This window comes from Streptomyces sp. NPDC050564, from assembly GCF_044457265.1.
GTDB lineage: Bacteria > Actinomycetota > Actinomycetes > Streptomycetales > Streptomycetaceae > Streptomyces.
This window is the reverse complement of the sequence record NZ_JBITGS010000006.1, coordinates 1-21,265: the sequence shown is the minus strand read 5'-3', so window position 1 is coordinate 21,265 and position 21,265 is coordinate 1. Positions and strand designations below refer to the sequence as shown.

Here is a 21,265-nt window from a genome sequence, read left to right as displayed (position 1 = left end):
TCCGGCACCGTCGGTCCACGCCGTGGGGCTTCTCGCCGTCGCGGTGGAAAGGACTGCCTGCGTCCACCCGTCGACGGCTCTGCCGCCTCGCGGGGAGGGGCGGTCAGGCGAGGGTGGCCCCCAGGCGGGGCCCGGTGCCGGAGGCGTTCGCGTGCGTACATGGCTAACGTGACCCATGTCCGACCTGTAACCGGGGCTGTCGCCCCTGCGAGGTAACCGCATGCCCAGCGAGTTCTTCATTCCCGACCCGGAGGGTCAAGTCCCCAGCGCCGAGGGCTACTTCGGCGCGTTCGGCGGCAAGTTCATCCCGGAGGCGCTGGTCGCCGCCGTGGACGAGGTCGCAGTCGAGTACGACAAGGCGAAGGCGGACCCCGAGTTCGCCCGCGAGCTCGACGACCTGCTCGTCCACTACACCGGGCGCCCGAGCTCACTCACCGAGGTGCCCCGGTTCGCCGAGCACGCCGGTGGCGCCCGCGTCTTCCTCAAGCGGGAAGACCTCAACCACACCGGATCCCACAAGATCAACAACGTGCTCGGCCAGGCCCTCCTCACCAGGAGGATGGGCAAGACCCGCGTCATCGCGGAGACCGGGGCCGGTCAGCACGGCGTCGCCACCGCCACGGCCTGCGCGCTCTTCGGCCTCGAGTGCACCATCTACATGGGCGAGATCGACACCCAGCGCCAGGCCCTCAACGTCGCCCGCATGCGCATGCTCGGCGCCGAGGTCATCGCCGTGAAGTCCGGCAGCCGCACCCTCAAGGACGCCATCAACGAGGCGTTCCGGGACTGGGTCGCCAACGTCGATCACACCCACTACCTGTTCGGGACCGTCGCCGGACCCCACCCCTTCCCCGCCATGGTCCGCGACTTCCATCGCGTCATCGGCGTGGAGGCCCGGCGGCAGATCCTGGAACGCGCCGGACGACTCCCGGACGCCGCCATCGCCTGCGTCGGCGGCGGATCGAACGCCATCGGCCTCTTCCACGCCTTCATCCCGGACACCGACGTGCGCCTCGTCGGCTGCGAGCCCGCAGGGCACGGCGTCGAGACGGGCGAGCACGCGGCCACGCTGACGGCCGGCGAGCCCGGCATCCTGCACGGCTCTCGGTCGTACGTCCTCCAGGACGAGGAGGGCCAGATCACCGAGCCCTACTCGATCTCGGCCGGACTCGACTACCCCGGCATCGGGCCCGAGCACTCCTACCTCAAGGACAGCGGCCGCGCCGAGTACCGCGCGGTCACCGACGACGCGGCCATGCAGGCACTGCGCCTGCTGTCGCGCACCGAGGGCATCATCCCGGCGATCGAGAGCGCCCACGCGCTCGCCGGGGCCCTGGAGGTCGGAAAGGAACTCGGCAAGGACGGGCTGATCATCGTCAACCTGTCCGGCCGCGGTGACAAGGACATGGACACGGCCGCCCGGTACTTCGGTCTGTACGACACCGGCGCCGACGCCGTCGTCGCCGCGGACGCCGACAGCGAGAACGCCGAGATCGAGGGGGACGTGAAGTGAGCGGCAACATCCAGCTGTTGAGCGACACCCTCGCCGGGGCCAAGGCGGAAGGGCGGTCCGCCCTCATCGCGTATCTGCCGGCCGGCTTCCCGACCGTCGACGGTGGCATCGCTGCCATCAAGTCCGTCTTCGAGGGCGGCGCGGACATCGTCGAGGTCGGTCTGCCGCACAGCGACCCGGTCCTCGACGGTCCCGTCATCCAGACCGCCGACGACATCGCGCTGCGCGGTGGCGTGAAGATCGCCGACGTCATGCGGACGGTGCGCGAGGCGTTCGAGGCCACCGGCAAGCCCGTCCTCGTGATGACGTACTGGAATCCGATCGACCGCTACGGCGTGGAGCGCTTCACCGCAGAGCTGGCGGAAGCGGGCGGAGCGGGCTGCATCCTGCCCGACCTGCCCGTCCAGGAGTCGGCGCTGTGGAGGGAGCACGCCGAGAAGCACGGCCTCGCGACCGTCTTCGTCGTCGCGCCCAGCAGCAAGGACGCCCGGCTCGCCGAGATCACCGCGGCGGGCAGCGGCTTCGTGTACGCGGCCTCGCTGATGGGCGTCACGGGCACCCGGGAGTCAGTGGGGGCCCAGGCCCAGGACCTGGTGCGGCGCACCAAGGCCACCACCGAGCTGCCCGTCTGCGTCGGCCTCGGTGTCTCCAGCGCCGCCCAGGCCGCCGAGGTGGCCGGCTTCGCCGACGGAGTGATCGTCGGCTCGGCCTTCGTGAAGCGGATGCTGGACGCGCCGGACGAGGCGGCGGGCCTGGAGGCCGTGCGGGCGCTCGCGGCCGACCTGGCGAAGGGCGTGCGCGGGACGGCGTAACGCGGGATCCGTATAAGCACGTAACGGACAATCCGCTCACTCGAACGGGTGGACCTGGGACCGGGGAGGCGCGCTGCGCCTCCCCGGTTCGTTCTGCCGGATGTGAGCGAGAAGAACCGTGACGGAAAGCGCACCGCCCGCGAGCGGCTTGCGGTCGAGCGAGAGAAGCAGAGGGCCGCGGAGAAGCGTCGGCGGGCGTTGATCGTAGGGGCGTCGGTGGTCTGCGTCCTGGGCCTGGCCGCGGTGGTCGGCGTGTTGGCCGCCAACTCCGGCAAGAGCAAGAAGAGCGACACATCGGGCCCGCTCGTGTCGCCCTCGGGGGCGATCGGCAAGGACAGTCTCGCGATCCCCGTCGGCAAGGACGGCGCCAAGTCGACCCTCACGGTGTGGGAGGACTTCCGCTGCCCGGCGTGCCAGGCCTTCGAGGCCCTGTACCGCCCGACGATCCACGAGCTGGTCGACTCCGGTCAGCTGAAGGTCGAGTACCACCTCGTCACGCTGATCGACGGGAATCTGGGCGGCACCGGCTCCCTCCGCGCCGCCAACGCCGCGGCCTGCGCCCAGGACGCCGGGAAGTTCACCGCGTACCACGACGTGCTGTACGAGAACCAGCCCAAGGAAACCGACGACGCCTTCGCCGACAACAGCAAACTCATCGAGCTGGCGGGCAAGGTCGACGGCCTGGACACCCCGGCCTTCCAGAAGTGTGTCAACGACGGCACGCACGACAGCTGGGTCGAGAAGTCGCAGGCCGCCTTCAAGAGCAGCGGCTTCACCGGCACGCCGACCGTGCTCTTCGGCGGCAAGAACATCTACTCGGACCCGACGATGACCCCCGCCAAACTGAAGCAGATGGTGGAGGCGGAGAACAAGGGCTGAGCCCTCCGCCGCCCTGGCGCCCCCGACCGTCGGCAGCTCCGGGGGCGCCGCACGTTATGGACCCGTTGCCGGGCTGCTTGCCGTGGGTGGTGTCCGGCACGGTAGCGTCGACCTTGCCATGGAACTTGCCTTCATTCCCAGCCCGTCGCGCGGTGTGCTGCATCTCGGCCCCATTCCGCTGCGCGGCTACGCGTTCTGCATCATCATCGGCGTCTTCGTAGCCGTCTGGCTCGGCAACAAGCGCTGGGTCGCCCGGGGAGGGCGGACCGGCACGGTGGCCGACATCGCGGTCTGGGCCGTGCCCTTCGGCCTCGTCGGTGGTCGGCTCTACCACGTGATCACGGACTACGAGCTGTACTTCAGCGAGGGCCGCGACTGGGTGGACGCCTTCAAGATCTGGGAGGGCGGGCTCGGCATCTGGGGCGCGATCGCGCTCGGTGCGCTGGGCGCGTGGATCGGGTGCCGCCGCCGTGGCATCCCGTTGCCCGCCTGGGCCGACGCCGTCGCGCCCGGTATCGCGTTCGCGCAGGCGATCGGACGCTGGGGCAACTGGTTCAACCAGGAGCTGTACGGCAGGGCGACGGACGTTCCGTGGGCGCTGCACATCACGTCCTCCACCGACGGGCGGGTGCCGGGGTACTACCACCCGACGTTCCTGTACGAGTCGCTGTGGTGCATCGGTGTCGGCTTCCTCGTCCTGTGGGCCGACCGCCGCTTCAAGCTCGGCCATGGGCGGGCGTTCGCCCTGTACGTCGCCGCGTACTGCGTCGGCCGCGGCTGGATCGAGTACATGCGCGTCGACGACGCCCACCACATCCTGGGCCTGCGTCTGAACGACTGGACCGCGATGGGTGTCTTCCTTCTCGCGGTGCTGTACATCGTCATCTCCTCGCGCCGTCGGCCGGGGCGGGAGGAGATCGTGGAGCCCGATGCGGGCGCCTCCGGCGAGGGTGACAGCGAGGGTGAGCGTGGGGAGGACGGCGACGGCGTCGAGCTCGACAAGCCGGCTGCTGCCGAGCCCGAGGGGGCGGTCGAGTCGGCCGAGTCCGCCGAGTCGGTCACCGAGGACGAGGCCGAGTCGGTCACCGAGGACGAGGCCGAGTCGGCCAAGAAGAGCTGACTGACGGCTTTCGGTACATCGAAGGGGGCGCCGCGTCCTGGAACGCGGCGCCCCCTTCGCGTGCCCCTGCGGTGGCTGGGGGCTTGTCGCGCAGTTCCCCGTGCCCCTTCAGGGGTGCGGGGAACTGCGCGATCTTTTGAGCGGGGGTCTGGGGGCGCAGCCCTCAGGTACGGGAATGGGCAGGGGCGGAGGGGGCGAGAAAAGCCGGCGGTGGGAGGGTCAGCTCAGACGGCGGGCCAGGGCCAGGGTGCGGTGGGCGCCGACTACCACCGCTGCGTCGATGAAGCGGCCGTCGGGCAGGGCCTGGGCGCCCGGGTCGTTGGCGGCGGCCTTCACGATGGCTTCGGCGGAGTCGATCTCCGCCGGAGTCGGGAGGTAAGCCCGCTCGATGATGGGGAGCTGGCGGGGATGGATGGCCGCGCGGCCGAGAAAGCCCAGGGCGCGGCCGTGGGCGCAGGACGCGGCGAGACCCTCCACGTCGCGGATGTCCGGGTAGACGGACTGGACCGGCGGCGGCAGCCCCGCCGCGCGGGCGGCCACGATCACCCGGGCGCGCGACCAGTCGAGGCCCGCGTCGTCCCGTACGCCCAGGTCGGCCCGCAGATCGGTTTCCCCGATGGCGATGCCGCGCAGTGCGCGGTGCGACGACGCGATGGCGAAGGCGTGTTCCACCCCGAGGGCGGTTTCCAGGAGGGCGTACACGGGAATCGCCCCACCCTCCGCGGGGGTGGCGCCCTCCGCGACCCGTACGACGTCGGCCGGCGAGCTCACCTTGGGCAGGCGGAGACCGGACAGGCCGGGGAGCGGGGCCAGGCTCTTGAGGTCGGTCTCGGCCAGGGGGCTGTCGAGGGCGTTCACGCGGACGTGGACCGGCACGGGCGGCGGCTCGGACAGGAGATCGGCCGTGGCCGCGCGGGCGTACTCCTTGCGGGCCGGGGCGACGGCGTCCTCCAGGTCGACGAGGACGACGTCGGCCCCTGAGGCGAGAGCCTTGACCACGACCTCGGGGCGGTCCCCGGGGACGTACAGCCACGTGAGGGGGAACTCCGCGGTCACAGAGCACCCTCCGCTCGCAGGGCGGCGATCTCGGGCCCCGTCAGGCCGATTTCGGCGAGCACCGTCTCCGTGTCCGCGCCGTGCGGGCGGCCCGCCCAGTGGATCGCACCGGGGGTGGCGGAGAGCCGGAAGAGGACGTTCTGCATGCGCAGGGGGCCCAGGTCGGGGTCGTCGATCGTGGTGATCGTGTCCAGAGCCGCGTACTGCGGGTCGGTCATGACGTCCCGTACGTCCTGGATGGGGGCCACCGCCGCCTCCGCCTTCTCGAAGGCCTCAAGGACCTCGGCCCGGGTGCGGCGGGCGATCCAGGCCCCGACCGCCCCGTCGAGGATGTTTGCGTGGCGCGCCCGGTCCGCGCCCGTGGCGAACCACGGTTCGGCGATCAGGTCCGGGCGCCCGACCAGCCGCATCACCCGCTCGGCGATCGACTGCGCCGACGTCGAGACCGCGAGCCAGGAACCGTCCGCCGTGCGATAGGTGTTGCGGGGCGCGTTGTTCGCGGAACGGTTGCCGGTGCGCGGCTGGACGTGGCCCAGTTGGTCGTACCAGATCGGCTGCGGGCCGACGACGGTCAGGATCGGTTCGATGATCGCCATGTCGATCACCTGGCCCTCGCCGGTGCGGTTGCGGGCCGTCAGCGCGGTCATCACCGCGTACGCCGTCGCCAGGCCCGCGATCGAATCGGCCAGGCCGAAGGGCGGGAGAGTGGGTGGGGCGTCCGGCTCGCCGGTGATCGCCGCGAAGCCGCTCATCGCCTCGGCGAGCGTGCCGAAGCCGGGGCGGTGCGCGTACGGGCCGAACTGGCCGAAGCCGGTGACCCGGGCGAGGACGAGTCGTGGGTTGGCGGCCGACAGCTCCGCCCAGCCCAGGTCCCATTTCTCCAGGGTGCCGGGACGGAAGTTCTCGATGATCACGTCGGTGGTTTCGGCAAGCCGCAGCAGGGTCTCGCGGCCGCCGGACTTCGACAGGTCGAGCGTGATCGTCCGCTTGTTGCGGCCGAGCAGCTTCCACCACAGGCCGACGCCGTGTTTCGACGGGCCGTGGCCCCGGGACGGGTCCGGCTTGGCCGGATGCTCGACCTTGATGACCTCCGCACCGAAGTCGCCGAGCATGGTGGCGGCGAGCGGTCCGGCGAAGAGGGTCGCCAGGTCGAGGACGCGCAGACCGGTGAGCGGGCCGCTCCGTTCGGGGTGCCCGCTCATGAGGTGTGCCGCGGGTGCTGCGTGTGCTGCGCCGCCTGGGCGTCGATCTCGGAGCGGTACGGCATCGAGGACGACGCCCCGGGCCGCTGCACCGACAGGGCGGCCGCCGCCGACGCCCATACGAGCGCCTCCGGCATCTCCCGGCCCTCGACGAGCGCCACCGCGAGGGTGCCGACGAAGGTGTCGCCCGCGCCCGTCGAGTCCACGGCGGTCACCCGGGGCGCGGGCACGGTGAGGGGCGCGGCACCCCGGGCCGCGTACAGGCTGCCCGCGGCGCCCAACGTGACGACGACTTCCGGGACTTGGTCGAGCAGGGCGGCGGCCGCCTCGCGCGGGTCGGTGATGCCGGTGAGCGCGGCGGCCTCGTGCTCGTTGGGCACCAACAGGTCGATGGAGGAGAGGAGCTGGGGTGGCAGGGGCTGGGCGGGGGAGGGGGTGAGGACCGTACGGACGCCGTGGCGGCGCGCGGCCTCGGCGCCGGCGACGACCGCGTCCAGCGGGATTTCGAGCTGGAGCAGCAGCGCGTCGGCGGTGGCGATGAGGGTCTCGTCGCCGGGGGCGAGGGCCGTGACGGTGCCGTTCGCGCCGGGAATGACGACGATCGCGTTGCCGCCCTCGTCGTCGACGACGATGTGCGCGGTGCCGGACGGGCCCTCGGTGGTGCGCAGATGGTCGGTGTCCACGCCCGAGTGCTCCAGCGTGGACCGGAGCTGGCTGCCGAAGCCGTCCGCGCCCACAGCTCCGATCAACGAGACGTCGGCGCCCGAGTGTGCCGCGGCCACCGCCTGGTTGGCGCCCTTGCCGCCGGGGACCGTACGGAACTCGCGTCCCGTCACGGTCTCTCCGCGCTGTGGGGCCTTGGCGACGTACGCGACGAGGTCCATGTTCGTGCTGCCGAGTACGGCGATGTGGGTCATGGGCGACGGGTCTCCCGGTGCGTGAGGTGGGCGAGCATGTCGAAGCCGATGCCGTTGAAGTCGGCGATCGAGGTGGCCAGTCGGTTCTTGAGGGGGCTTGTCCAGTGGTCGGGGAGGGCGCCGGGGTCACCGGCGAGCAGGCCCGCGATGCTGCCGGCCGTGGCGCCGTTCGAGTCCGTGTCCAGGCCGCCCGACACCGCGCGGCAGATGGACCGGGTGAAATCGCCGTCCGCGTGGGTGAGGGCGGCGGCGATCAGGGCGGTGTTGGGGATCGCGTGGACCCAGTGGTAGGCGGAGTGAGTGGTGTGCAGTTCGTCGACCACGGTGTCGAAGTCGGCTGTCGCGCCGGCTAGTTGGACGGCGTGACGGATCGCCCGGGCGAGGCGGGAGGCCGACGGGACGACGGTGAGGCCGGTGCGCAGGCAGGCGTGGACGTCGCTCGCTCCGGTGGCCGCCTCGGCGATGGTGGCCGCCGTGAACATCGCCGCGTAGACGCCGTTGGCGGTGTGGGTGAGGGTGGCGTCGCGGTGGGCCTGTTCCGCGGCGGCGGCCGGGTCGCCGGGGTTCGTCCAGCCGTGCAGGTCGGCGCGGATCAGGGCGCCGATCCATTCGCGGAACGGGTTGCGATGGCGGGCCGTGCGTGGGGGTTCGATGCCGCTGAGGAGGTTGCGGTAGGCGATGCGTTCCGCGGTGAAGGTGCGGCCGGCCGGGAGTTCGTCCAGCCAGAGGCGGGCCACGTCCGTGGTGGTGAAGGTCCTGCCGTGGCGCTGGAGCAACAGGAGGTTGAGGAGCGGGTAGTTGAGGTCGTCGTCCTCCGGCATGCCGTCGATGTTCTCGGCGAGGGAGGTGGGGGCGGAGCGTTTGTTCCACGGGTACGTGTGCAGGAGGTCGGCGGGGACGCCGCGTGCGGTGAACCATGCGCGGAGGGGCCAGTTGCCGGTGGCTCGTGCCAGGTCCCGGATCCCTTGCAGAGGGAGCTTTTCTACGGGTTTGCCCAGGAGGCAGCCGGCGGCTCTGCCCAGCCAGGCCGCTTCCAGGCGGGCCTGGGTGGGCGCGGAAGTGGAGGCACTCGCCGGCGCGTCCAGGGTGCCGCCATTCCTCGGGACGGCTGCCGCCCCGGCGGCACGATTGCCCGCAGGTCGGATGGGCCAGTCGGGACAGTGGGCCTTGATCCCGCTCAGGTCCGTCGGTTCCTGGTCCGTCAATCTGCTGGGCAGGTCAGCCAGTTCGTCCAGGAGGTCCTCCGCGAGGACACGGAGGTACCGGGTCGCCGGATTCATCGACGCGCCGGCGCGAAGGGGGGCCTGCGGGCCGCCCGCCGCTCGCCAGCGGGTGGCGATGGCGCCCGGCTCGCGGCCGTCCTGGGAGGCCTGGTGGAGTTCGTGGCCGAGGAGGTCCTCCGGTTGGACCCAGGTCAGTCGGAGCATGGTGTTCCCGTCAACGCCGCGTACGCCGACTCGTGGGCGCGACGGCGGCGTACGTCCCGTTCGAAGACCTCGCGGGTGACCTCCGCGAGGGTCCGCGCCGGGGCGTCCAGGTCGAGGCGGCTCGACTCCGCCACGGTCTTCGCCCAGTCGTGGGGGACCTGGGAGCCGAGGGCGCCGGCGAGGGCGCCGGACATGGTGGCGATGGAGTCGCAGTCGCGGCCGTAGTTGACCGAGCCGAGGACGGCATGGCGGTAGTCGCCGCCGGAGACCACCAACATGCCCAGGGCGATGGGGAGTTCCTCGATGGAGTGAAGACGGGACGGGCGGCGGGCGCCTAGGGACGGGGACCGGTAGTCGGGGCCCACCGTGTCGTAAGGGGCCACCGCCTCTCGTAGTGGACCCAGTGCCGACTCGAAGTCCGTATGCCGGGCGGCGACTTCGCAGACCGCCTGGATGGCCGAACGCGTGCCGTCCTTCGCCAGGGCCAGACAGGCGGCCACGACCGAGTCCGGGGTCGCCCCGGGTGCGCAGGCCGTTGCCACCGCTGCCGCGAAGATCCCCGCCGCCTCACGTCCGTACGAGGACTGGTGTGCGCCCGCGATGTCGAGCGCCTCGGCGTACGCGGCCGTGGGGTTCGCCGCGTTGACCAGGCCGACCGGGGCCATGTACATCGCGGCGCCGCAGTTGACGATGTTGCCGGTGCCTGCCTCGCGGGGGTCCATATGGCCGTAGTGGAGGCGGGCCACCAGCCATTTCTCCGCGAGGAAGATCCGCTGGAGGGGGAGGGCCTCGGCCTCCAGTTCGGGGATCCAGCGGGGGGTGCCCATGAGGTCGGGGACCAGGTGCTCGGCGACGGCGTACGCGTCGAGGTGGTCGCGGACGGTGGCGTACACCCGTACCAGCGCATGGGTCATCAGGGTGTCGTCGGTGACGTGTCCGTCGCCCTTGTGGTACGGGGCGATGGGGCGGGCCGTACGCCAGCGGTCGCCGTTCCAGGGGCCGACGATGCCGTGCACGCGGCCGCCATGACGTTCGGTGATCTGCTCGGGGGTGTACCCCTCGACGGGGCCGCCGAGCGCGTCGCCGACAGCGGCTCCGACGAGGGCTCCGGTGATCCGTTCGTCGAGGGTTCCTGTTCCTTCTCCTTTGGGCGTCATGCCCGAATCATCCCTCTGGGCTGGCCAGTTCCGTCGCTTCCAAAAGATCGGCGAGTCCGATGAGGTCGGTGCCGGTGAGGCGGGGCAGCGCGCAGCCCGAGAGGGTGCGGCAGGCGTCGCGCCAGGCGGCAGGGATCGCGTCGCCGCCGCCGAGCGCGCCGGTGAGCGCGCCCGCGAGCGCCGGGGCCGAGTCGGCGACCCGGGACAGACACGCGGCGGCGGGCACCGCCTCGGCGATCCGACCGCGCGCGGCGGTGGCGAGGGCGAGGGCGACGGGGACGGTTTCGGCGGCCGCGATGCCGTAGCTGTAGACGTGGTCGACGATCTGGTGCTCCAGCAGGGGGACGAGGGCGAAGGTGCCTTCGCTGTCGCGGGCGAGCTTGATCGCGTGCCGGGCGTTGCGGCCGATCTCCGTCGACTCGGGCAGTTCGCCGAGGGCGGCGTCCACGCAGACGTCGACCTCGGCCCCGGTCAGGGCGAGGGCCAGCGCCGAGGCCATGGCGCGGGCACCGTGCACGCCGTCGCCGTCCTGGGTGTACCGGGCGTCGAACTCGGCCAGTTCCGCGGCGAGTCGGGGGTCGCCCGGGTGGGCCACGGCGAGAACGCAGGCCCGTACGCAGGCCGCGTCGTCGAAGTAGTGCGGATTGTCGTGGCCGGTGGCGGGCGGGCGCAGTCCGGTGGCGAGGTTGCCGAGTCCGGCCCGCACGGAGATCCGGGCGCGGAGGGGGAGCAGCGCGGACTCGACCTCGGGGGCGCGCTCGGCCGCGGCCGCGACCTCGCTGGCGATGGCGTTCCACGACAGGTCGATGGACGCCCGCATCCGCCGCTCCCGGCTCAGGTCCCCGAGGGCGCTGCCCTCCCCGCCCCGCAGCACGGCCTCCGCCGCGAACGCCGCCCACTCCGCGTCGTCCGAGGGGCCGAGCCGCAGCGGCTCCGGCGGCTGGTTCAGCGCGATCGGCACGGGCAGCGTCGTCGTCGCGTTCTGCTCCGCGAACGTGTCCAGCTCCCGCGTCAGCCGCCGCGTCCACTCGGGCATCCGCGCGGCCCGATGCCGCGCGGCGGGCCACCCGGCGGCGTCACCTGCGGCGAGCCCGAGGAGCAGCCCCTCGATACGGCGGGGGCGCGTACGGAGTACTTGCGCACGGAGAGCCGGGGAGAGCCCCTCGGCGGGGGGTGTCGCAGTGCGGGGCGCCGCGGTGCTGGGCTCGTTCGTACGAGGCTCGGCCGAGGGCGGCGTCGTCGTGCCGGGTGCCGCGGTGCTGGGCAGGTCCGAGGGGGGCTCCTCCGTGCGGGGTGTTGCCGTGCGGGGCGCCGCGGTGCCGGGCTCGTTTGTACGCGGCTCGGCCGAGGGCGGCGTTGCCGTGCCGGGTGCCGCGGTGCTGGGCAGGCCCGAGAGGGGCCCCGTTGTGGGGGGTTCCGCCGGGCGGGGTGTCGTGGCGCCGGGTGGCTCGGCGAGGGATTGCTTCGTGTGGGGTGTCGTTGTGCCCGGTGGCTTGGCGACGGGTTTCCTCGTGCGGGGTGTCGCCGAGGGGGATGTCGTCGTGCCGGGTGGCTCGCCAGCGGGTTGCTTTGTTCGGGGTTCCGCCGAGGGGGGTGTCGCCCCGCTGAGCATCTGGGCGAGGGCGTCCCTCGTGCGGGGCTTCGCGGAGCGGGATGCCGGCCTGCTGAGCATCTGCGCGAGGGCTTCCTCCATGCCGGATTCCGCCCAGCGTGACGTCATTGTGCCGAGCGCCTCCGTGAGGGGCTCCTCCTCCCCGGGCTCCTCCGTCCCCGGTCCCGCCGTGCCGGGCTCCTCCGCTCCCGGCCCCGCCGTGCTGCCGGGCTCCGCCGGGGCCGGCCCCGGCGCGCCGGGCTCCGCTGAGACCGGTCCCGGCGTTCCGGCGTCCACCGCGGCGCCAGCCCCCGCGCCAGCCCCCGCGCCGGCGCCCGCGCCGGTGCCCTCCCCGGGTTCGTCCCCGACCAGGCCGGGCCTCACGGTCGTACCTCGTCGTCATCGGTGGCGAGTACGTAGGCGTCCGCTACGGGAAGTACGTTCGCCGGTGCGTAGGGCCGGGCGAGCGTGTCCGGGGTGGGCAGCAGGCGGCCGCCCGGGCCGGGGACCGCCCACTCGCCCCCCGGATCCCGCACGAAGCCGGCGCCACCCCCACCCTCACCCCCACCCGCACCTCGCACGAGCCCCCCGGCCGCCCACTTCCCGTCGTCCCCGGGCGACAGCAGTTCCGCCACGTCCAGTACGTGGTGGCCCTCCATGGAGGGCAGGCAGCTGCCCCGGGCCGGGCCGATCGCCGCTGCCCAGGCGGGTGGGATCGACGAGGCGCCGCGTGTGGCGCCGGCCAGCGCGCCCGCGACCGCCGCCGTCGTGTCCGCGTCGCGGCCCATGTTCACGGCGGTGAGCACGGACTCGGCGAAGGCGCCGTCGGCGGCCGCGTACGCGCCGAAGGCGAGGGCGACGGCCTCCGGGGCGAGGTCCGTCCAGGGGTAGCCGCCGATGACGACCGCGGAGCGGACCGCACGCTCGCCGCGATGGGCGACGGCGACCGCCCGGCGCAGGGAGCGGGCCGTCCAGGAGTCGTCCGGGATCACCGCGAGCGCGGAGGCGACCACCGCGATCGTGGGGGCGCCCGCCATGGCCGCCGCGACTCCCGCCGCGACCGCCTGGCCGCCGTAGATGCCCTCGCCGTCGTGGCTCACCGAGCCGTCGATCGCCACGAGCCGGGCGGCTTCGGCGGGTCGGCCGGCCGCGAAGACGCCGAAGGGCGCCGCGCGCATGGCCAGGCCGTCACTCCAGGCGTGCCGGTGTTGCGCCGAGATGGGGGCGGCCAGGCCGCGGCGCAGGTTTTCCAGCGTGCCGCGCTCGCTGAAGCCCGCCCCGCGGAACGGGCCCTCGTCACGGTCCGCGATCCACTGGTGCCAGGCCGACTCGACATGGGCCACGGTGAGCGCCGAACCGTGCCGGGCCAGCAGCAGGCCCGAGAAGATCGCGTACTCGGTGTCGTCCGTCCCGGCCGGGTGCTCGTCGACGTACCCCGTGATCCGGCCCCACTTCGCACGGATCTCCGACGGCTTCATGTTCTCGGCGGGCGCGCCCAACGCGTCCCCGACGGCGAGTCCGAGCAGCGCACCGCGCGCCCGTTCGCGGAGATCGGCGGCGTCCCCCGGCGCCGGGACCGAGGGAATGCAGGCGATGGAAGCCATACGTGCCTCTCCTCTCAGGGCCCCTGTCAGGACGCGGAGCTCAGTGCTCGGAGCTCGGCGCGCGGAACCCTTTGCGGATCTGTCCCACCTTGGCGGTTGACAGGAGCCTCGCGGGCCGTGACGTCACCCGGTCGACATCTGTGCAGAGATCGACACGGATGAGCGTTGCCACGTAAAGCCGCAGGTAAGCCCAGCCTTTCCTTGCTGGCGAGAGGGAAATGAAAAGCGTAAGTTCAGTGTTGTCGAAAAGTAGAACTCGTCCAAAGTTAGCCTTACCTTAGCAACCTGGGGGACCCGCATGGCCATCATCGAGACCGAAGCGACACTGCACGAGGCGCACCGCGACAATCACACCCACCGTGATGTCAACGGCGGCTGGCTGCGCCCCGCGGTGTTCGGCGCGATGGACGGCCTCGTCTCCAACCTTGCCCTCATGACCGGCGTCGCCGGCGGATCCGTCTCCCATCAGACCATCGTCATCACCGGGCTCGCGGGTCTGGCCGCGGGTGCCTTCTCCATGGCTGCCGGCGAGTACACCTCCGTCGCCTCGCAGCGCGAACTCGTCGAGGCCGAACTCGACGTGGAGAGAAGGGAGTTGCGCAAGCACCCCAAGGACGAGGAGCGCGAGCTCGCCGAGCTCTACCAGGCCCGTGGCGTCGAGCCCGAGCTCGCGCTGGAAGTCGCCAGGCAGCTCTCCCGCGACCCCGAGCAGGCCCTGGAGATCCACGCCCGCGAGGAGCTCGGCATAGACCCGGGCGACCTGCCCTCCCCGACCGTCGCCGCCGTGTCGAGCTTCGGATCCTTCGCGCTCGGCGCCCTGCTCCCCGTACTGCCGTTTCTGCTGGGCGCGACCGCCCTGTGGCCCGCGCTGCTGCTCGCGCTGATCGGGCTCTTCGCGTGTGGCGCGGTCGTGGCCAAGGTGACGGCGAGGTCCTGGTGGTTCAGCGGGCTGCGGCAGCTCGCCCTCGGTGGTGCCGCGGCGGGTGTGACGTACGTCCTGGGCAGCTTCTTCGGTACGGCCGTAGGATGATGCATCGAGCACCTATGCAAGGGACTGCATAAGTAGCCGTTACTCGGCGGTTTCGATTCCTTAACCACCGGGCATGAGCCGTAAGCGCCGCGGGCAATGACGCCTGCTCCGCACCACTCGTAGCGGGCGACGAAGCCTGCCGCGAATCGGACCGACGGTCACTGATCTGTCCGCTAGGTCCCCTAATTTCCACCGCTGCGCGCGGTACCCCGCCGCGCCCCTGCGGTGTCCGCATGTTGGAACGCGGTATCCGGTTCCCGAGAATCGCTCCATCATGTAACCTGCGTGAAATTTTGCACCCCCAGCAGAGGGCCAACGTCGTCCCTCGGCAGATGTCATATGCCACGACGACGACGGGAGAGCCGATGCGTACGCCGCGCCAGCCGTCCCAGCACTCCACGAACGGCCAGAACTGGTCTTTCATGGATGCTCGCCCTGCTGCGCAGGGTATGTACGACCCCCGCAACGAGCACGACGCCTGTGGCGTCGGCTTCGTGGCCACCCTCACCGGCGAGGCGAGCCACGCGCTGGTCGAGCAGGCGCTCACGGTTCTGCGCAACCTGGAGCACCGCGGTGCCACCGGCTCCGAGCCCGACTCCGGCGACGGCGCCGGCATTCTCTCCCAGGTCCCCGACGCCTTCTTCCGCGAGGTGGCCGGATTTGAACTACCCCAGGCCGGTGCGTACGCGGTAGGTACCGCCTTCCTGCCCGAGGACGGCGCCGACGCCGCCGTCTCGCAGATCGAGACGATCGCCGCCGACGAGGGCCTCACCGTCCTCGGTTGGCGCGAGGTCCCGGTCGCCCCCGAACTCCTCGGCGCCACCGCCCGCTCGACGATGCCCGTCTTCCGCCAGGTCTTCGTGACCGACGGTGAGTCGGCTTCGGAGGGCATCGACCTCGACCGCAAGGCCTTCGTGCTGCGCAAGCGCGCCGAGCGCGAGGTCGGCGTCTACTTCCCGTCGCTGTCCGCGCGGACCATCGTCTACAAGGGCATGCTGACCACCGGCCAGCTGGAGCCCTTCTTCCCGGACCTGTCCGACCGCCGCTTCGCCTCCGCGATCGCGCTCGTGCACTCCCGGTTCTCCACCAACACCTTCCCGAGCTGGCCGCTCGCCCACCCGTACCGCTTCGTCGCGCACAACGGCGAGATCAACACGGTCAAGGGCAACCGCAACTGGATGCGGGCCCGCGAGTCCCAGCTCGTCTCGGACCTCTTCGGCGACAAGGGCCTGGAGCGGATCTTCCCGGTCTGTACGCCGGACGCCTCCGACTCGGCCTCCTTCGACGAGGTGCTCGAACTGCTGCACCTGGGCGGCCGTTCGCTCCCGCACTCCGTGCTGATGATGATCCCGGAGGCGTGGGAGAACCACGACTCCATGGACCCGGCCCGGCGTTCCTTCTACCAGTTCCACTCCACGATGATGGAGCCCTGGGACGGTCCCGCCTGTGTCACGTTCACCGACGGCACCCAGGTCGGCGCGGTCCTCGACCGCAACGGTCTGCGCCCCGGCCGCTACTGGGTCACCGACGAGGGCCTCGTCGTCCTCGGCTCCGAGGTCGGCGTCCTGGACATCGACCCCGCGAAGGTCGTCCGCAAGGGCCGCCTGCAGCCCGGCAAGATGTTCCTCGTCGACACCGTCGAGCACCGCATCATCGAGGACGACGAGATCAAGGCCGGCCTCGCCGCCGAGAAGCCGTACGCCGAGTGGCTGGAAGCCGGCGAGATCGAGCTCTCCGACCTCCCCGAGCGCGAGCACATCGTGCACACCCACGCCTCGGTCACGCGTCGCCAGCAGACCTTCGGCTACACCGAGGAGGAGCTGCGCGTCATCCTCGCGCCGATGGCCAAGGCCGCTGCCGAGCCGATCGGTTCGATGGGTACGGACTCGCCGATCGCCGCGCTGTCCGAGCGCCCGCGGCTGCTCTTCGACTACTTCACCCAGCTGTTCGCGCAGGTCACCAACCCGCCGCTGGACGCGATCCGCGAAGAGCTGGTCACCTCCCTGCGCTCCTCACTGGGCCCGCAGGGCAACCTCCTCGAGCCGACCGCCGCTTCGTGCCGCTCGGTCACCCTGCCCTTCCCGGTGATCGACAACGACGAGCTGGCCAAGCTCATCCACATCAACGCCGACGGCGACATGCCCGGCATGAAGGCCGCGACCCTCTCCGGCCTCTACCGGGTCTCCGGTGGCGGTGACTCGCTCGCCGCGCGCCTCGAGGAGATCTGCGCCGAGGCCGACGCCGCCATCGAGAACGGCGCCCGGCTCATCGTCCTGTCGGACCGCCACTCGGACGCCGAGCACGCGCCGATCCCCTCGCTGCTGCTCACCGCGGCTGTCCACCACCACCTCATCCGCACCAAGCAGCGCACCCACGTGGGCCTGCTGGTCGAGGCGGGCGACGTCCGCGAGGTCCACCACGTAGCGCTGCTCATCGGCTTCGGCGCCGCGGCGGTCAACCCCTACCTGGCGATGGAGTCCGTCGAGGACCTGGTCCGCGCGGGCACCTTCCTGCAGGGCATCGAGTCCGAGCAGGCCATCCGCAACCTGATCTACGCGCTCGGCAAGGGCGTCCTCAAGGTCATGTCCAAGATGGGCATCTCGACCGTCGCCTCCTACCGCGGCGCCCAGGTCTTCGAGGCCGTCGGTCTCGACCAGGCCTTCGTCGAGAAGTACTTCAACGGCACGGCCACGAAGATCGGCGGCGCCGGTCTCGACGTCATCGCCAAGGAGGTCGCAGCGCGTCACGCCAAGGCCTACCCGGCCTCCGGCATCGCGCCCGCGCACCGTGCCCTCGACATAGGCGGCGAGTACCAGTGGCGTCGCGAGGGCGAGCCGCACCTGTTCGACCCGGAGACGGTCTTCCGCCTCCAGCACTCGACGCGCTCCGGCAGCTACGACATCTTCAAGAAGTACACGGACCGCGTGAACGAGCAGTCCGAGCGCCTCATGACGCTGCGTGGCCTGTTCGGTTTCACTTCGGACCGCCCGGCGATCTCGATCGACGAGGTCGAGCCCGTCTCCGAGATCGTCAAGCGCTTCTCGACCGGCGCCATGTCGTACGGCTCCATCTCCAAGGAGGCGCACGAGACCCTCGCCATCGCCATGAACCAGCTGGGCGGCAAGTCCAACACGGGTGAGGGCGGCGAGGACGCGGACCGGCTGTACGACCCCGCGCGCCGTTCGTCCATCAAGCAGGTCGCCTCCGGCCGCTTCGGTGTCACGTCCGAGTACCTGGTCAACGCCGACGACATCCAGATCAAGATGGCGCAGGGTGCCAAGCCCGGCGAGGGCGGCCAGCTGCCCGGTCACAAGGTGTACCCCTGGGTCGCCAAGACCCGGCACAGCACCCCGGGCGTGGGCCTGATCTCCCCGCCCCCGCACCACGACATCTACTCCATCGAGGACCTGGCTCAGCTGATCCATGACCTCAAGAACGCCAACCCGCAGGCCCGCATCCACGTGAAGCTGGTCTCCGAGGTCGGCGTCGGCACGGTCGCCGCGGGTGTCTCCAAGGCCCACGCGGACGTCGTACTGATCTCCGGTCACGACGGTGGTACGGGTGCCTCCCCGCTCACGTCGCTGAAGCACGCGGGCGGTCCCTGGGAGCTCGGCCTCGCCGAGACCCAGCAGACGCTGCTGCTCAACGGCCTGCGCGACCGGATCGTCGTGCAGACCGACGGCCAGCTGAAGACCGGCCGTGACGTCGTCATCGCCGCGCTGCTCGGCGCCGAGGAGTTCGGTTTCGCCACCGCGCCGCTCGTCGTCTCCGGCTGCGTCATGATGCGCGTCTGCCACCTGGACACCTGCCCGGTCGGTATCGCCACGCAGAACCCGGTGCTGCGCGACCGTTTCGCCGGCAAGGCCGAGTACATCGTGAACTTCTTCAAGTTCATCGCCGAAGAGGTCCGCGAGATCCTCGCCGAGCTGGGCTTCCGCTCCATCGAGGAGGCCGTCGGCCACGCCGAGACCCTCGACGTGGCGCGGGCCATCGACCACTGGAAGGCGCAGGGCCTGGACCTGTCCCCGCTCTTCCACGTGCCCGAGCTGCCCGAGGGCGCGGTGCGCCACCAGGTCATCGGGCAGGACCACGGCCTGGAGAAGGCGCTCGACAACGAGCTGATCAAGCTCGCCGCCGACGCGCTGGCCGCGGACTCCGCGACCGACGCCCAGCCGGTCCGCGCGCAGGTCGCGATCCGCAACATCAACCGCACGGTCGGCACCATGCTCGGCCACGAGGTGACGAAGAAGTTCGGTGGCGCGGGTCTGCCCGACGACACGATCGACATCACCTTCACGGGCTCGGCGGGCCAGTCCTTCGGTGCCTTCCTGCCGCGCGGTGTCACGCTGCGTCTGGAGGGCGACGCCAACGACTACGTCGGCAAGGGCCTCTCCGGCGGCCGGGTGATCGTCCGTCCCGACCGGGGCGCCGACCACCTCGCCGAGTTCTCGACGATCGCGGGCAACACCATCGCGTACGGCGCGACGGGCGGCGAGCTCTTCCTGCGCGGCCGCACCGGCGAGCGCTTCTGCGTCCGCAACTCCGGCGCGACGGTCGTGTCCGAGGGCGTGGGCGACCACGGCTGTGAGTACATGACCGGCGGTCACGCGGTGGTCCTCGGCGAGACGGGCCGCAACTTCGCGGCCGGTATGTCCGGCGGCGTCGCGTACGTCATCGACCTGAACCGCGACAACGTGAACGTCGGCAACGTGGGCGCCGTCGAGAAGCTCGACGACACCGACAAGCAGTGGCTGCACGACGTGGTGCGCCGGCACGCGGAGGAGACCGGCTCGACGGTCGCCCAGAAGCTCCTCGCCGAGTGGTCCGTCTCCGTGGACCGCTTCAGCAAGATCATCCCCAGCACGTACAAGGCAGTGCTCGCCGCCAAGGACGCCGCCGAGCGAGCCGGACTCCCCGAGTCCGAGATCACCGAGAAGATGATGGAGGCGGCGACCAATGGCTGATCCCAAGGGCTTTCTGAACCACGGCCGCGAGGTCGCCAGGACCCGCCCGGTCGACGAGCGTGTCAAGGACTGGAACGAGGTCTACGTTCCGGGCTCGCTGCTCCCGATCATCTCCAAGCAGGCCTCGCGCTGCATGGACTGCGGCATCCCGTTCTGCCACAACGGCTGTCCGCTGGGGAACCTGATCCCCGAGTGGAACGACTACGCGTACCGCGAGGACTGGTCCGCCGCGTCGGAGCGCCTGCACGCCACGAACAACTTCCCGGAGTTCACGGGCCGCCTGTGCCCCGCTCCCTGCGAGTCGGCGTGCGTGCTCGGCATCAACCAGCCCGCCGTGACCATCAAGAACGTCGAGGTCTCGATCATCGACAAGGCGTGGGACACGGGCGATGTCGCCCCGCAGATCCCCGAGCGCCTGTCGGGCAAGACGGTCGCGGTCATCGGGTCCGGTCCCGCCGGTCTCGCCGCCGCCCAGCAGCTGACCCGGGCCGGCCACACGGTCGCGGTGTACGAGCGCGCGGACCGCGTCGGCGGCCTGCTCCGCTACGGCATCCCCGAGTTCAAGATGGAGAAGCGGCACATCAACCGCCGTATCGAGCAGATGCGCGCGGAGGGCACCCGCTTCCGTACCGGTATCGAGATCGGCCGCGACCTCAAGGCGACGGACCTGCGCAAGCGGTACGACGCCGTGGTCATCGCCGCCGGTGCGACGACGGCTCGTGATCTCCCCGTCCCCGGACGGGAGTTGAACGGCATCCACCAGGCGATGGAGTACCTGCCGCTGGCCAACAAGGTCCAGGAGGGCGACTACGTGGCGCCCCCGATCACGGCCGAGGGCAAGCACGTCGTGGTCATCGGCGGTGGCGACACCGGCGCGGACTGCGTGGGTACCGCCCACCGCCAGGGCGCGGCCTCGGTCACGCAGCTGGAGATCATGCCGCGCCCGGGCGAGGAGCGGAACCCGGGCCAGCCCTGGCCGACGTTCCCGATGCTCTACAAGGTCACCTCCGCGCACGAGGAGGGCGGTGAGCGGGTCTACTCCGTCAACACCACCCACTTCGAGGGCGACGAGGACGGCAACGTCCAGTGGCTGCACCTCGTCGAGGTCGAGTTCGTCGACGGCAAGCTGAACCAGAAGCCGGGCACGGAGCGCAAGATCCCCGCCCAGCTGGTGACGCTGGCCATGGGCTTCACCGGCACGGACGTCGAGAACGGCGTGGTCTCCCAGTTCGGCCTGGAGCTCGACGCGCGCGGCAACATCGCGCGTGACGCCGAGTTCGCGACGAACGTCCCGGGCGTGTACGTCGCCGGTGACGCCGGCCGCGGTCAGTCGCTGATCGTCTGGGCGATCGCCGAGGGCCGCTCGGCCGCCCGTGGCGTCGACCGCTTCCTCACCGGCGCCAGCGACCTCCCGGCGCCGATCCGCCCGACGGACCGCTCGCTGGTGGTCTGACCCCCCTGGTCTGACCTCCCGTACGTGACCTGACAGTCACTCAAAAACGTCCCGTACAAAGGCGTACGGAACAACCACGGCGCTCGCCTTGTCCCCGACCGGACGTTGGCGGGCGCCGCGGCCTTTTCGTCAACTCACCTTCAGGCCCTGGAACTGCACCGTGGCATCTCGGTGTACGCGCCCACCTTGCCCTGGGTGTAAGGGCGTTCGGTGTCGGTGAAGGTCACCAGCAGGCGCGCTCGCCGAGTTCACGCGGGCGAGCCCGGCCAAGCCGGCGCTGTGGACCACCCCGCACTGTGCGGGATCCGCCGCCGGCTACAAGGTATTCAGTTGGTGGGCGCGCCGAGAGGCGCTACCGGGTTTCATTCGCAGTGCATCGGGCTTCAGGACTCTGCTGAGGAAGGCGTGATTCGAGCAGGGCTGCGTCTGTGCTCGCCCTATGACACCGATGCCCGTTACGGGATCAAGCGCGGCTCGGGCTGGACCGGCTACAAGGCGCACCTGACGGAGACCTGCGAGCCGGACGCGCCCCATGTGATC

Annotated in this window: 13 protein-coding genes and 1 pseudogene; 7 read left to right on the top strand and 7 right to left on the bottom strand. The window is 71.4% G+C overall.

Going from position 1 to position 21,265, the window contains the following annotated elements; translation table 11 throughout:
- The first annotated feature begins 220 nt into the window (after window positions 1–220).
- The 4 genes and pseudogenes from trpB to lgt form a co-directional block, all read left to right on the top strand.
- Window positions 221–1,513 (top strand): tryptophan synthase subunit beta, encoded by a 1,293-nt coding sequence (gene trpB, locus ACIBK0_RS11230; RefSeq protein WP_399078066.1) that lies wholly within the window; start codon window positions 221–223, stop codon window positions 1,511–1,513.
- The gene (gene trpA / locus ACIBK0_RS11225; RefSeq protein WP_399078064.1) at window positions 1,510–2,325 is read left to right on the top strand and encodes a tryptophan synthase subunit alpha; all 816 of its coding nucleotides are present in this window, start codon (window positions 1,510–1,512) and stop codon (window positions 2,323–2,325) included. The genes trpB and trpA overlap by 4 nt, the downstream gene beginning before the upstream one ends.
- A gap of 102 nt (window positions 2,326–2,427) precedes the next feature.
- Entirely contained in the window at window positions 2,428–3,204 is a 777-nt protein-coding gene (locus tag ACIBK0_RS11220) for a DsbA family protein (protein ID WP_399078062.1), read from the top strand.
- Window positions 3,205–3,322: 118 nt separating this feature from the next.
- A pseudogene (gene lgt, locus ACIBK0_RS11215) lies at window positions 3,323–4,132 on the top strand (prolipoprotein diacylglyceryl transferase); the annotation flags it as partial.
- A 411-nt stretch (window positions 4,133–4,543) separates the two neighbouring features.
- Here the strand turns inward: lgt and ACIBK0_RS11210 are convergent.
- The 7 genes from ACIBK0_RS11210 to ACIBK0_RS11180 form a co-directional block, all read right to left on the bottom strand.
- The gene (locus tag ACIBK0_RS11210) at window positions 4,544–5,380 is read right to left on the bottom strand and encodes an HpcH/HpaI aldolase/citrate lyase family protein (RefSeq protein WP_399078060.1); all 837 of its coding nucleotides are present in this window, start codon (window positions 5,378–5,380) and stop codon (window positions 4,544–4,546) included.
- A complete protein-coding gene (locus ACIBK0_RS11205) occupies window positions 5,377–6,582 on the bottom strand; it encodes a CaiB/BaiF CoA transferase family protein (RefSeq protein WP_399078058.1) in 1,206 nt (401 codons plus the stop codon). Before ACIBK0_RS11205 ends, ACIBK0_RS11210 begins: the two co-directional genes overlap by 4 nt.
- The gene (gene rbsK, locus ACIBK0_RS11200; protein ID WP_399078056.1) at window positions 6,579–7,499 is read right to left on the bottom strand and encodes a ribokinase; all 921 of its coding nucleotides are present in this window, start codon (window positions 7,497–7,499) and stop codon (window positions 6,579–6,581) included. Before rbsK ends, ACIBK0_RS11205 begins: the two co-directional genes overlap by 4 nt.
- On the bottom strand, window positions 7,496–8,926 hold the full coding sequence (locus ACIBK0_RS11195) for an ADP-ribosylglycohydrolase family protein (protein ID WP_399078054.1): 1,431 nt from the start codon (window positions 8,924–8,926) through the stop codon (window positions 7,496–7,498). Before ACIBK0_RS11195 ends, rbsK begins: the two co-directional genes overlap by 4 nt.
- Window positions 8,914–10,083, bottom strand: coding sequence for an ADP-ribosylglycohydrolase family protein (locus ACIBK0_RS11190; protein ID WP_399078052.1), 1,170 nt, complete (start codon window positions 10,081–10,083; stop codon window positions 8,914–8,916). The genes ACIBK0_RS11195 and ACIBK0_RS11190 overlap by 13 nt, the downstream gene beginning before the upstream one ends.
- A 7-nt stretch (window positions 10,084–10,090) precedes the next feature.
- Complete coding sequence (locus tag ACIBK0_RS11185; protein ID WP_399078680.1) at window positions 10,091–11,194, bottom strand: ADP-ribosylglycohydrolase family protein; 1,104 nt, start codon at window positions 11,192–11,194, stop codon at window positions 10,091–10,093.
- 860 nt (window positions 11,195–12,054) lie between these two features.
- Window positions 12,055–13,278, bottom strand: a complete 1,224-nt coding sequence (locus tag ACIBK0_RS11180) for an ADP-ribosylglycohydrolase family protein (protein WP_399078050.1) — start codon at window positions 13,276–13,278, stop codon at window positions 12,055–12,057.
- Window positions 13,279–13,576: 298 nt separating this feature from the next.
- Here ACIBK0_RS11180 and ACIBK0_RS11175 point away from each other — a divergent pair, with 298 nt between their 5' ends.
- The 3 genes from ACIBK0_RS11175 to ACIBK0_RS11165 all read left to right on the top strand — a co-directional run bounded on the left by ACIBK0_RS11175 (window position 13,577) and on the right by ACIBK0_RS11165 (window position 20,725).
- Window positions 13,577–14,308 (top strand): VIT1/CCC1 transporter family protein, encoded by a 732-nt coding sequence (locus tag ACIBK0_RS11175; protein ID WP_399078048.1) that lies wholly within the window; start codon window positions 13,577–13,579, stop codon window positions 14,306–14,308.
- A gap of 365 nt (window positions 14,309–14,673) precedes the next feature.
- Window positions 14,674–19,272 (top strand): glutamate synthase large subunit, encoded by a 4,599-nt coding sequence (gene gltB, locus ACIBK0_RS11170; RefSeq protein WP_399078046.1) that lies wholly within the window; start codon window positions 14,674–14,676, stop codon window positions 19,270–19,272.
- Entirely contained in the window at window positions 19,265–20,725 is a 1,461-nt protein-coding gene (locus tag ACIBK0_RS11165; RefSeq protein ID WP_399078044.1) for a glutamate synthase subunit beta, read from the top strand. The genes gltB and ACIBK0_RS11165 overlap by 8 nt, the downstream gene beginning before the upstream one ends.
- Window positions 20,726–21,265 lie beyond the last annotated feature (540 nt).